The following is a 12,108-nucleotide window of genomic DNA, read 5'->3' on the forward strand; positions in this document are numbered from 1 at the left end:
TTTCCTCCTATTCATATTAAAGCGGTAATTAAGTTTATATGTATAATGGTACATACTTCTATCCTTTATTATTTCGCAAAATTAACGAATATACAATAGGATGTGTGTATGAATATGAATGTAGTCATTATAAATAAAGTACTACGTATAAGCAATTTTTTAAACCTTTCAAAAATGTAAGGTTTTTGTCATTTGAATCGATGGAAGGTATTTCCGCACTTTACTAATATAAAAACATAGATAGTAGAAGGGCGGAGAAGTAATATGAACATTAGAGAACTAGCATATCGGAATGTAACCCGAAATAGACGGACATACTCAGCCTATTTTTTGAGTAGTGCATTTGCAATTATGGCCTTTTTTGTGTATTCATTTTTTGCGTTTCATCCGGCATTAAGTGCAGGAGAATTAGGTCAGTACGTATTCGTAAGTATGTCTTTTGCACAGTCTATTATTTACTTATTTACATTCTTCTTTATTTTATATTCGATGGGAATGTTTTTAAAAACGAGAAAGCGTGAACTAGGAATTTTAATGATGCTAGGTATGACGAAATATCAATTAAAGCGTCTGATCTTTTTTGAAAATATTATGATTGGAATAGGGGCAATTATTTTTGGTATTCTTTCAGGTATGTTATTTTCAGGGGGATTACTATTTGTCGCTCCGATGATATTGAAACTAGATATCTCCTTATCCTATTACATACCGATGAAAGCAATTGTTGTAACGAGTATTATGTTTTTTATTTTATTTATGATCATATCATTGTTTAGTGCAGGAATGATTCGTAAAAATAAGATTATGAAGTTGTTTAGAGGATCAGCAGAGGCGAAACCGGAACCGAAAGCATCAATCATTTCTTCCATATTAGCAGTAGTATTGCTTAGTGCTGGCTATGTAGGAGCTCTTCTATCACATGGAGCAATGGTATTTATTATGATGATTCCTGTTACAACGGTAGTTATTATTGGGACGTATTTGTTGTACAAGCAGCTGAGTGTCTTTATTATTCGATTATGTAAAAAAAGTAAACGTTTCTATTGGACACAGACTAATATTATTACGTTATCAGATTTAGCGTATCGCATGAGAGATAACGCAAGAATGTTCTTTATTGTAACCATTATTTCTACTGTAGCATTTTCCGCAATAGGGACATTAGTTGGCTTCGCATCCATGACGAAAGGGATAATGGAGAGACCGATTTCGTTTCATTACCATTCTAAGCAAGGGAATAGTAACGAATCACAGCATATACAAATGATTGACAAAGGATTAAAGAAACATAGTATAGCAGCTTCAAAAACTAATATTTCGACAAAGAAAACGGAGGAACAGTCGTTAAGAAGCGCCATTTTTATAAAAGAATCAGACTATAAGAAATATGCAAAGTTAACAGAAGAACCATTTAATACTGTAGCAAATAAAGAAGTTGTATTTTTGTCAGCTAATATACCAGGGCCAACGATGAAAGAAAGAAAAGAAATTACTTTACCTAATATGAATGAAAATTTAAAAGTGAAAAAAGTTACCTCATCTTCATTGGGGAAAATATTAAGAGGAAATGTTTATGTAATCTCTAATAGTCAATATGATTCATTACAAGATGGGTTTATAGAGACAAAAGATTATATGTATAAAACTGAAAGAACGAAAGATGAGATTGAAATTGGTAAAGAGCTTACGCATCAAATTAAACCGTATCAAGAATATTCAACGTTTAGTGCGGAAGAGTACGAGCAAAACCAAAGTTTACAAATTGCAGGACCGATTTTATTTGTAGGTTTCTTTATTGGTATAGTATTTTTCGTTTGCGCAGGAAGTTTCCTTTACTTCCGTTTATTCTCCGATTTGGAGGATGATGTTCGTTTGTTCGAAATGATTCGTAAAGTTGGATTGACAAGTAGGGAATTATCGAAGGTAGTTACAATTCGATTGGCGCTTTTATTCTTCGTTCCAATTGGTGTTGCAACATTACATGGAGCAGTAGCCTTAACGGCGTTAGGGCAAATGTTTGAGTACTCATTGTTTAAAGAAAATACAGTTGTATTAAGTATTTTCATAGTTATTCAAGTTGTATACTTCTTACTTATAAGATCCCGTTATGTAAAACAATTAAAAGAGAGATTACGTATGCATTAAATGTGTTTTTTTAACTCGAGTACAAAATTTTCTAAAAAGAGGCAAGTATTGTCAAAAAGTGATAAAATGGAAAAAGCGAGGTGAAAAAATTAATAGAGAGTAAGGGGGGAGAAATATGAAAGCAACAGGAGTTATTCGAAAAGTAGACGAATTAGGACGAATTGTTATCCCTAAAGAATTACGCGATGTATTGGGAATACAAATCAAATCACCGCTTGAAATTTTTGTAGAAGCAGATAAAATCATTTTACAAAAATATCAACCTTACAATGCTTGCCAAATCACAGGTGATGTTTCAGGGCAGAATATTACATTAGCAAATGGAAATATTACAGTTGGTATAGAGGGAGCGGAATATTTAGTAAAAGAAATAGAAAAGTTTTTAAACAAGAGTGAGGTTTAGTCTTAATTTATATTATTTTTCAAATACATATCATTCTTTTAAAAGACTGTAAGAGGACCATTAATTGGTCCTCTTATTTTGGTTATTAGTTGAACGACTCGGGTTGTTACTTCCTACAAATCATAGGGAAAATAAAGAAGTATTATAGAGGTAGTAAATGATGTTGAGAAATATTTGAAAAGAAGGAAAACAAAAAGAATAAAACGAATGTTACATTTACACGTATTCAAAAGTGGTCTGAAATGAAAATAATACATTTTCAGGAGGGATTACGATGAGTAGTACAGTGAATAAACAAAAAGGTATACAATTGATTCCGTTTACCGTAAATAAGGTGTTAGAACAAGTAAATGAAATTCCACCAGGTGTACAACTGATTCACGCTCCGCAAGTATGGGAAAAGAGTATGAAGGGGCAAGATGTAGTCGTTGCCGTATTAGATACAGGGTGTGATACTAATCATATAGATTTAAAAGATCGTATTATCGGCGGAAGAAATTTCACAAAAGATTATGAAGCTGATCCAAATGTGTATCTTGATAATAACGGACATGGTACTCATGTTGCGGGAACGATTGCCGCGACTGAAAATGGTGTCGGTGTATTAGGAGTTGCACCACTTGCTAAAATGTTAGTATTAAAAGTTTTAGCGGGAGATGGTTCTGGAAGTTATGAGCAAATTATTGAGGCAATTCATTATGCTGTAAATTGGAGAGGGCCGAATCAAGAGAAAGTGAGAATTATTTCAATGTCACTTGGTGGTCCGCAAGATGTTCCAGAATTACATGAAGCAATTCAAAATGCGGTAAAGCAGGATGTTCTCGTTGTATGTGCTGCTGGAAATAATGGAGATTGCGATGATGAAACAGAGGAACTAGACTTTCCGGGTGCGTACTCCGAGGTAATTGAAGTTGGTGCCGTTAATTTAGAGCGGAAGATTGCATGTTTTAGTAATTCAAATCAAGAAATTGATCTAGTAGCGCCAGGTGATGAAATATTATCTACGTATCCAGAAGGAAAATATGCTGTGCTAAGTGGAACTTCCATGGCGACGCCGCATGTTGCTGGAGCGCTCGCCTTGCTCATTAAACAGTGTGAGAAAGAATACGGTCGAAAGTTATCGGAGCCGGAAATATATGCACAACTCATTAAAAGAACTGTACCTTTAGGGTACGAACGTACATCTGAAGGGAATGGATTAATAGATTTATTAAAAGAATAGCCATATTAAAAAAACATCTCATATGAATATGAGATGTTTTTTTAATATGGCTCTGTCGCATGTAATACAACTTGTAATAAACCTGGGAATCTAGCATTTAAATCTTCTTCACGAATTGAAATGAAACGTTGTGTTCCTTCAAGGCGCGTGTACATAACACCTGACTCACGTAAAACTTTGAAATGGTGAGATAAAGTTGATTTTGCAACAGGGATGTTTAAAGCACCACAAGATTGTTCATTTTTCTCTAGTAACATATTTACAATTTGTAAACGAATTTGATCGCTAAGTGCATATAAGACAGAAGAAAATTGAATTTCTTCTCGATTTGGATGATAGAGTGTACGCATATTTCACCTACTTGTATAAGTTAAGATATTTGCACTATAACATATAAAGTGGTATATTTCTATTGTTCGAATATATTCGAACAATAGAAATATAGGGGGAGAAAAAATGAAGTATATAAAATTGCAAAAGGCAGGATTAAATATTTCAAAGTTGGGTTTAGGTACAAATGCAGTAGGGGGACATAATTTATATGCTGATGTGAATGAAGAAGAAGGAAAGCGATTAGTAGAAGAAGCTATTCAGCAAGGGATTACATTTTTTGATACAGCAGATTCATATGGTTTCGGTAGATCGGAGGAATTAGTAGGAGAAGTATTAAAGGGAAAACGTCATGAGTTTATACTTGCTACAAAAGGTGGAATTCAACCGTTGTTAAATGGAGAAACTTATATTAACAATGAACCAAGTTATTTAAGGAATGCTGTGGAAAATAGCTTAAGAAGATTACAGACTGAATATATTGATTTATATTATTTACACTTTACAAATCCTGAAACAAGTTACATAGATTCAATCGGGGAGCTTACTCATTTAAAAGAAGAAGGGAAAATTCGTTCAATTGGAATATCGAACGTAAACATAGAACAATTAAAAGAGGCGAATCAACATGGTCATATAGATGTTGTACAATCTCCATACAATATGTTAGAACGTACAGCTGAGGAAGAACTGTTGCCGTATTGTATAGAAGCGGGTATTTCATTTATTCCATATGGGCCTCTTGCTTTTGGAATATTAGGCGGAAAATATACAGAAGATTTTAAATTAAATGAAGTCGATTGGCGTCAAAATGTAAATCTATTTGAAGAAAATACATATAAGAGTAATTTTAAGAAAGTGAATAAGTTAAAAGGGCTAGCTAAAGAAAATGATATTGAAGTGTCTCATTTAGCGTTAGCATGGTTATTAAATAAAGAAGGGATTGATACTGTTATACCTGGTGGAAAGCGGGCAGAGCAGGTAAGAGAAAGTGTGAAAGCGGTAGATGTTGCATTGAATGAAAGAGTCATGAAAGAAATCCAATCTATTTTAGAAGATTAGTTAAACAGAGGGAGAGTACCCTCTGTTTATATAAGGAGAAGGTCTAAATGAACAGAGTACTAGCTGTATTTTTTATGATAATGTTTATGATCGGTACAGATACTTTCTTAATTTCACCACTGTTGCCGACATTACAACAGGTGTATCATGTTTCAACTGAGTTGTCAGGATGGATGGTGAGTTCGTATGCTTTAGGGTATGCTGGATTTGCGCTTGTGGCTGGTCCTATATCAGATGGATTAAACAGAAAAAAAGTGATGGTACTAGGTATGAGTTTTTTTGCAATAAGTACGTTTTTTTGTGGAATTGCACCGAGTTTTTTATGGATGCTAACATTTAGATTTTTAGCAGGTGTAAGTGCAGCTTTTGTATCTCCACAAGTGTGGGCATCTATTCCGCTCCTTATAGAGAAGAAGCAAATTGTGAAAGCAATTGGGGTTGCAACAGCAGGGTTATCAATCTCTCAAATTTTAGGGCTGCCACTGGGAGCTTATTTAGCAACGATACATTATACAATTCCATTCTATTTCATTGGTATATTATCAGCACTACTTGTCATTCTTATTTATGTTGTATTACCAGAAATACAGTCGGTTCATATAGGTGGAAATAAAAAAGCGATTTTACAGCGTTATAAACAATTACTTACAGATTCAAAGGTTTCACTTTCTTATTTTGCATACTTTGTTTTTCAAACCGGAAATTTTGCTGCATTTTCATTTTTTGGTGTATGGCTTTCCATTCAATTTGGCTTACAAGTTCATGAAGTAGGTACAGCTATGCTCGTATTAGGATTAGGAAATTTAATTGGTAATATTTTTGGTCCTAGAATCGTAAATAAAATTGGTTATAACCTTTCTTTCTATGGTGGAATTATATTTACAGCAGTGCTATATGTATTACTTCCTCATGTAAAGAACATTGTATTGGTGGAGTTATTGTTCTTTGCTTTATTTTTTGTGACAGGAATTTTGTTTGTATTAATGATGAGGCACTTACAAAACATGTCTAGTGTAGCAAGAGGAACAGGAGCCGCGCTTGCAAATGCTTCTATGTACATTGGTCAAATGATTGGTGCGGCAATAGCTGGAATGTTATTTGCAATATCTCACAATTTTATACTTATAGGTAGTTTTACTGCGTTACTATATATAGGAGCTTTATTTTTGTTTAGAAAAAGTGAAAAAATTACTGAAAATAGTGAAACAGGAATTGCATCATAAAGCTTGTATAAATATTTCGCAAATCAGAATTAATAAGAGTGTGAATACATGAATGTGCTTTTAATTAAAGTGGTTACTAAAAGTATAGAAATAGTAGAAGAAATGTATTGTAACAAAGTTATGAGGAATCAAAAAATAAAAATCCCTATAAAGATAGGGATTTATATATCGGCATATAGTTCCTTGGAAAAGGATATACTTAGTTTAACATATAGGAGTACTTATAATTGTGAAATAGATGTGAAAGTAATGTGAAAAGTATTGTAATAAAAAGCACTGTTTTAGCTAATGTAGCTAAAACAGTGCTTTTCTCTTTGATTGAACAGTTGCAGCATTTTCATCATGTATACCTACATCTTTAATAATTCGTTGTTTTGCTTTATTTAATAGATGGTTTACTGCTTCGCCAAAATAGTTAGCTTCGCTTTTTGTGCGGGCTTCTCGTAAACATTTATAGTTTTCTAGCAGTTCCTCTTTTTCGGAGTTTGTTAAGAAATCTTCTATTTTCTTTTTTGTCATACGAAACACCCTTTCTCCTGACAAACGACGCAATAGAAAATATTTATTTCTCATTATAACAATAATTTTAAAAGAAAGTATACACTAACGTCGCAATAATTTGTCAATTTCTTGAATCTTCTCATCAGCTTTCCCAATTTGCGTATTTTTAGCCTGTTCGCCACCAAGAGCTTGATGTAGTAAAAAAGTTTGGCCGGAAATAGCAGTTACAATGGATACTTTTATAATTTCTTTTATTGCGGTGACATCGAATAAAACGAGACCAAGAAGTGCGGCTAGGCTACCAGTAAAAATATCAGTTAAAAATCCAAAATGAAAAAATGTTTTCAAACGGCGTGGAAGCAATAACTTACCTTGGTTATTGATTAGATGGGAAACGAAGCCGGTAATGCCACCAACGAGAACAGCGGTTAGCCATTGATACATTTCCATCGAATCCACTCCTTTTAGTGAATAAGATTCGATTATTTTATATTGATTCCTTTTAATATTTCATATAAGCATATTGAGAAAGTTTGTTTGGGTATATTTTGTATTCAAATTAATTATAACAGAAAATTTAGATATATTTCAGTCTATTATATGAATCATTTTTACAATAATATGAATGCAGAAAGGGGTGCGTGATATAAATATAGATTATCGAATAAGAAGTGTAGATGGTTATACAAAAAAAATAGGGGAATTAGTAAGCCTGCTTGAGCATACGAGAGCTGTAACATTAGGCGAAGTAAAAAATTTATCAGTTGAGCAATTAGATTTAATTATGCAAAGCAGCGGAAATTCAATTGGCGCCTTATTAAAGCATATAGCAGCTATTGAAAAAGTTCATCAGCTTATTTCATTTCAAGATCGTGACTTTACAAAAGAAGAATTAGAAATATGGGAAGATGCACTGTATTTAGGGGAAGCGGGTAGAGCAATCCGTGGTCATGAAATAAAGTATTATGTACAACTTCTACAAAGTGTTCGAGAAGAATCTCTGAAGTATTTAAGTGAACAAGGTGATGAGTGGCTCATGTCAGAAAGAAAGTGGTCTAACGGTGTAGCATATAACCAGCACTATCTATGGTTTCATGTGCTAGAAGATGAAATTAGTCATCGAGGACAAATTAGAATGCTCAAAAACAAGTTATTTGAAAATTACGTAAAATAATGTAGCTTTTTATAGGAGAATTCCATATAATGAGAATAATTAAAATAAGAACGGGGTGATGTATTATGGCGAAAATAACTTATATGAATAATCAACCAAATACAAAGGTGGATGGAAAGGGCGATATTATATAAGGTAATTCGCAATCCTTCCACTTAGTACACACTAGGGAGGATATTTATTTGAATCAAAATATTTTAGAATCTTTTGGCTGGGATTCATTTTTTGAAGAACAAGTTACAGAGAAAAATTATGAAGTAGGTCGTATTTTACTTGAGCATAAGCATATATATCGCATTATTTGTAATGATGGTGAATATATGGCAGAACTGTCTGGGAAGTTTCGGCATGAAGCGATTACGAAAGGCGATTATCCAGCAGTTGGTGATTGGGTGTATATAAAGAAAATAGAAGATGAAAAGAAAGCGATTATTCATCGTATTTTCCAGCGAAGAAGCTCTTTCTCAAGACAAGAGGCTGGAACAAGAACAGAAGAACAGATTATAGCAGCAAATGTAGATTATTTATTTTTAGTGAATGCACTTAATCATGATTTTAATGTTAGAAGGATGGAACGTTATTTATTATTAGCGTATGAAAGCGGCGCTATGCCAGTTATTGTTTTAACAAAGAGTAGTATATGTAATGATGTGGAAGAGAAAATTGTAGAAACGGAAGCTATAGCAATTGGTGTTCCTATTTTCGTTGTTGATAGTTTAGAGCATACAGGTATAGATTCGTTGAAACAATTCGTTTCTTCAGGGAAAACAATTGCTTTAGTTGGATCATCAGGGGTAGGAAAGTCAACTTTGTTAAATGCTCTAATAGGAATTGATGTAGCAAAAACGGGAGATATACGTGAAGAGGATAGTAGGGGGAGGCATACGACAACGCATCGAGAATTATTCCAATTGCCTAGTGGCGCTCTCGTGATTGATACGCCTGGCATGAGGGAATTGCAACTTTGGGAAGGCAGCGAAGCGATTCAAACAGCATTCTCTGATATTGAAGAACTTGCGACAACATGTCGTTTCCGTGATTGTAAGCATGAGAATGAACCAGGATGCGCGGTGTATAGTGCAATTGAAAACGGACTTATTACGATAGATCGTTTGAAAAGCTATAAAAAATTACAAAGAGAACTGGCGTATTTTATGAGGAAACAAGATGCAATCCTTGCCAGAGCAGAGCGTGATAAATGGAAGAAAATTTCTAAACAACATAAAAAAATGTAAAAACCAAAGGGGCCCCTTTGGTTTTTTCTATTTGTAAATTTTATAATAATATTATTCATATATATAGACAAAGGGAAATTAATTGTTTAAACTTTACAAAGTATTCACCATAATAGGTTATGAAAATAATAATTAAGGAATGGGAAATATTTATAATTAACTCAATTTAACTTTTAAATTTGAAAATTAGGAGGTTCATAATGGGTAAACTATTAAATTTGTTTCGTGATATGAAAGTAGCAAAAAAGCTATTAATTTCATTCTTTGTAATTTTAATTGCAGCCGTTTCTATAATCGGGGGCATGTCTTATCAAACTGCTAAAAAGAATTTTGAATCACAAATTACGAGTAGTGCTAACGATAATATAAAAATATTAGATAATTTAATCAATCAAATGATTGAAGCAAAATTTAACGATGTGAATAACTTTGCACGAGTAATTCAAGGGAATATGTATCAAGGGGATAATCAGGATGAGCTAAGAAAGACATTATCTCAGTATATCAATTTGAATATAGATGTTGAACAAGTGTATGTTGCCGGTAATGATAAGAAATTTGTACAGGAACCAAATATACAAATGGCAGCAGATTATGATCCAACAACACGACCTTGGTATAAAGATGCAGTGGCAAAACAAGGTGGTATTGTTGTTAGCGAGCCATATAAGGCAAAAGGAAATGGACATATTGTCGTAACGATTGCAAAACAAACAGAAGATAAAAATGGGGTTGTTGCGCTAGATTTAAGTTTAGACAATTTATTAAAAACAACAAAGTTAATCAATATTGGTAAAAAAGGATATGCCTTCATTTTAGATGGAAAGCAAAAAATCATTGCTCATCCACAAGAAAAATCAGGGGATAAAGCAGCTGATTCTTGGGCAAAGAAAATTTATGAAGATAATCATGGTGCTTTTACATATTCTTATGGTGGTAGTGAAAAGAATATGGTATTTGCTACAAACGTAAAAACAGGTTGGAAAATTGGTGGGACGATGTACGCAACTGAAGTAATTGAAGCTGCTCAACCTGTATTTTATAATATGTTAATTGTTATGCTTATTTCGTTAGTAGTAGGTGGAGTACTTATTTATTTTGTGACACTTTCAATTACGAAGCCTTTAAAGAGACTAGTTATCACTTCTAAAGAAATAAGTGAAGGGGATTTAACGCAAACAATTGAAATTCATTCTAATGATGAAATTGGTCAACTTGCGAAAGGTTTTAACGAGATGACAAATTCATTACGGACGTTAATTGGAAGGATTAACACTTCGGCAGGACATGTTGCAGCAGCATCAGAAGAACTAACTGCAAGTGTAAGACAAGCGAGTGAAGCAACTGAGCAAATTACAACAGCAATGGATGAAATATCAAGTGGGGCAACGACGCAAACAACAAGTGTAGAAAATGGTGCTATGTTACTGTTTGATGTAACGGAAGGAATTCAGCATGTAGCAAATAGTTCATCATCTATTAATATCGCTTCTGCTCATACTCGTGAAAAAGCAGAAGATGGTGGGAAACTAGTAGGAAGAACAGTAAACCAGATGCAGTCTATTGCAGAATCGGTTTCACAATCAGATGCTGTTATACAGTTATTAAATAATAAATCAAAACAAATTGGTGATATATTGGAAGTAATTCAAAACATTGCAGATCAAACAAATCTTCTAGCTTTAAATGCGGCAATTGAAGCGGCAAGAGCTGGTGAACATGGAAGAGGTTTTGCAATTGTTGCAGATGAAGTACGTAAATTGGCAGAGCAGTCTAGCATATCTTCCAGTGAAATTAGTAAATTAATAGGCGAAATACAAGACGATATGGGTAAGACAGTCAAATCAATGAATCATGTAAATGAAGAAGTTCAATCTGGACTTGTTATTGCAAATGAAACGAAGCAAAATTTTGCTGAAATTTTACAATCTACAAATGAAATAGCTAATCAAATTAAGACGATGGTTGAAACGGCTAATGGAATGTCAAAAGGGGCAAATGAAGTATCTATTTCAGTAGGACAAATTGCAATGACAGCACAAAATAATGCGACAAGCACACAAAATGTTGCGGCTTCAGCTGAAGAACAGCTAGCTTCGATGGAGGAAATTGGATCAGCGGCGGGTACGCTATCTCAAATGGCTGAAGAATTGCAAGTATTAATTGAGAGATTTAAAGTTTAATAGAGAACAGACTCCCCCTAGTAGCATTATGACACTAGAGGGTAGTCTGTTTTATTATGTAAAATCAAATGGAGATGTAAACTTCCTTTATGACGTTTAAAATGGTATTTTGCATAATATTTGTCGAAAAATAGAGGTGTTTGTTAGCTTTGTGTATAATTATTAACCTATAGAATACAAATAAAAGGAGAGTATTATGGGAGTGTATTGGGGGACAAAAAGACATTCTTGGCTTAGTTACGTCTCATTTTGGCTAAGTATTTCATTTTTTATTGTTTTTCTAATTGAAGTGTTTATATTAAAAACACTTTCGAATAGCTCGGTGCAAATTGTTAAATATTTTTATTTTATACTTGTACCAGTAAATATTTTTCTTAGTTTAAAGTTACTATTTAAGAAGAATGAAAAGAAAGCGTTACCTATTTTTAGTTTCATTGTCTCATTATTATTTGCAATTTTAATAATCGTATTAGTTTTAGCAGCTATAGGGAAGTTCTTTTAAGGGGAGTGGTATAAGTCACTCTCCTTTTTTATTTGTGGTAGTCTTACTATATGTAAAAGTGTGAATGCTGTGAGCTAATAAAAGCGGAGAGTAGACAATATTTGCATGGATTAAAGTCTGTCGTTATT

13 protein-coding genes are annotated in these 12,108 nt (G+C 33.3%); 10 read left to right on the plus strand and 3 right to left on the minus strand.

Features of this window, described 5'->3' with window-relative positions; genetic code table 11:
• The first annotated feature begins 264 nt into the window (after positions 1-264).
• The 3 genes from HFD78_RS15965 (at position 265) to HFD78_RS15975 (ending at position 3,770) form a co-directional block, all read left to right on the plus strand.
• A complete protein-coding gene (locus HFD78_RS15965; protein ID WP_001025977.1) occupies positions 265-2,145 on the plus strand; it encodes an FtsX-like permease family protein in 1,881 nt (626 codons plus the stop codon).
• Positions 2,146-2,260: 115 nt separating this feature from the next.
• Positions 2,261-2,548, plus strand: coding sequence for an AbrB/MazE/SpoVT family DNA-binding domain-containing protein (locus HFD78_RS15970; protein ID WP_000648325.1), 288 nt, complete (start codon positions 2,261-2,263; stop codon positions 2,546-2,548).
• Between the two features lie 274 nt (positions 2,549-2,822).
• Complete coding sequence (locus HFD78_RS15975) at positions 2,823-3,770, plus strand: serine protease (protein ID WP_000099752.1); 948 nt, start codon at positions 2,823-2,825, stop codon at positions 3,768-3,770.
• A gap of 41 nt (positions 3,771-3,811) precedes the next feature.
• On the opposite strand, the gene HFD78_RS15980 is transcribed toward HFD78_RS15975, so the two are convergent.
• A complete protein-coding gene (locus HFD78_RS15980; protein WP_001259906.1) occupies positions 3,812-4,120 on the minus strand; it encodes an ArsR/SmtB family transcription factor in 309 nt (102 codons plus the stop codon).
• A gap of 106 nt (positions 4,121-4,226) precedes the next feature.
• On the opposite strand from HFD78_RS15980, the gene HFD78_RS15985 reads away from it, so the two are divergent.
• Genes HFD78_RS15985 through HFD78_RS29960 form a run of 3 tightly spaced genes read left to right on the plus strand, consistent with a single transcriptional unit; the run spans position 4,227 to position 6,640 of the window.
• Complete coding sequence (locus tag HFD78_RS15985) at positions 4,227-5,162, plus strand: aldo/keto reductase (RefSeq protein WP_000874082.1); 936 nt, start codon at positions 4,227-4,229, stop codon at positions 5,160-5,162.
• 47 nt (positions 5,163-5,209) lie between these two features.
• Positions 5,210-6,385, plus strand: a complete 1,176-nt coding sequence (locus HFD78_RS15990) for an MFS transporter (RefSeq protein WP_001082497.1) — start codon at positions 5,210-5,212, stop codon at positions 6,383-6,385.
• A 48-nt stretch (positions 6,386-6,433) separates the two neighbouring features.
• Complete coding sequence (locus tag HFD78_RS29960) at positions 6,434-6,640, plus strand: hypothetical protein (protein WP_001101742.1); 207 nt, start codon at positions 6,434-6,436, stop codon at positions 6,638-6,640.
• Positions 6,641-6,679: 39 nt separating this feature from the next.
• Here the strand turns inward: HFD78_RS29960 and HFD78_RS15995 are convergent, their stop codons facing one another.
• Positions 6,680-6,904, minus strand: coding sequence for a hypothetical protein (locus HFD78_RS15995; RefSeq protein WP_000162603.1), 225 nt, complete (start codon positions 6,902-6,904; stop codon positions 6,680-6,682).
• Positions 6,905-6,988: 84 nt separating this feature from the next.
• On the minus strand, positions 6,989-7,336 hold the full coding sequence (locus HFD78_RS16000; protein ID WP_000426317.1) for a DUF4257 domain-containing protein: 348 nt from the start codon (positions 7,334-7,336) through the stop codon (positions 6,989-6,991).
• A 196-nt stretch (positions 7,337-7,532) separates the two neighbouring features.
• Here HFD78_RS16000 and HFD78_RS16005 point away from each other — a divergent pair, with 196 nt between their 5' ends.
• The 4 genes from HFD78_RS16005 (at position 7,533) to HFD78_RS16020 (ending at position 11,980) form a co-directional block, all read left to right on the plus strand.
• Positions 7,533-8,060 (plus strand): DinB family protein, encoded by a 528-nt coding sequence (locus HFD78_RS16005; RefSeq protein WP_097862683.1) that lies wholly within the window; start codon positions 7,533-7,535, stop codon positions 8,058-8,060.
• 182 nt (positions 8,061-8,242) lie between these two features.
• The gene (gene rsgA, locus HFD78_RS16010; RefSeq protein ID WP_001073075.1) at positions 8,243-9,295 is read left to right on the plus strand and encodes a ribosome small subunit-dependent GTPase A; all 1,053 of its coding nucleotides are present in this window, start codon (positions 8,243-8,245) and stop codon (positions 9,293-9,295) included.
• A 200-nt stretch (positions 9,296-9,495) separates the two neighbouring features.
• A complete protein-coding gene (locus HFD78_RS16015; protein WP_000517294.1) occupies positions 9,496-11,478 on the plus strand; it encodes a methyl-accepting chemotaxis protein in 1,983 nt (660 codons plus the stop codon).
• Positions 11,479-11,674: 196 nt separating this feature from the next.
• Entirely contained in the window at positions 11,675-11,980 is a 306-nt protein-coding gene (locus HFD78_RS16020; protein ID WP_000539571.1) for a hypothetical protein, read from the plus strand.
• Positions 11,981-12,108: the final 128 nt, after the last annotated feature.

Source organism: Bacillus sp. EKM501B, assembly GCF_011800505.1.
Lineage (GTDB): Bacteria > Bacillota > Bacilli > Bacillales > Bacillaceae_G > Bacillus_A > Bacillus_A cereus.

Bases quoted from the DNA above. Each gene is read 5' to 3' on its own strand.
- HFD78_RS15965 (WP_001025977.1), top strand. From the start codon at position 265: ATGAACATTAGAGAACTAGCATATCGGAATGTAACCCGAAATAGACGG.
- HFD78_RS15970 (WP_000648325.1), top strand. From the start codon at position 2,261: ATGAAAGCAACAGGAGTTATTCGAAAAGTAGACGAATTAGGACGAATT.
- HFD78_RS15975 (WP_000099752.1), top strand. From the start codon at position 2,823: ATGAGTAGTACAGTGAATAAACAAAAAGGTATACAATTGATTCCGTTT.
- HFD78_RS15980 (WP_001259906.1), bottom strand. From the start codon at position 4,120: ATGCGTACACTCTATCATCCAAATCGAGAAGAAATTCAATTTTCTTCT.
- HFD78_RS15985 (WP_000874082.1), top strand. From the start codon at position 4,227: ATGAAGTATATAAAATTGCAAAAGGCAGGATTAAATATTTCAAAGTTG.
- HFD78_RS15990 (WP_001082497.1), top strand. From the start codon at position 5,210: ATGAACAGAGTACTAGCTGTATTTTTTATGATAATGTTTATGATCGGT.
- HFD78_RS29960 (WP_001101742.1), top strand. From the start codon at position 6,434: ATGAATGTGCTTTTAATTAAAGTGGTTACTAAAAGTATAGAAATAGTA.
- HFD78_RS15995 (WP_000162603.1), bottom strand. From the start codon at position 6,904: ATGACAAAAAAGAAAATAGAAGATTTCTTAACAAACTCCGAAAAAGAG.
- HFD78_RS16000 (WP_000426317.1), bottom strand. From the start codon at position 7,336: ATGGAAATGTATCAATGGCTAACCGCTGTTCTCGTTGGTGGCATTACC.
- HFD78_RS16015 (WP_000517294.1), top strand. From the start codon at position 9,496: ATGGGTAAACTATTAAATTTGTTTCGTGATATGAAAGTAGCAAAAAAG.
- HFD78_RS16020 (WP_000539571.1), top strand. From the start codon at position 11,675: ATGGGAGTGTATTGGGGGACAAAAAGACATTCTTGGCTTAGTTACGTC.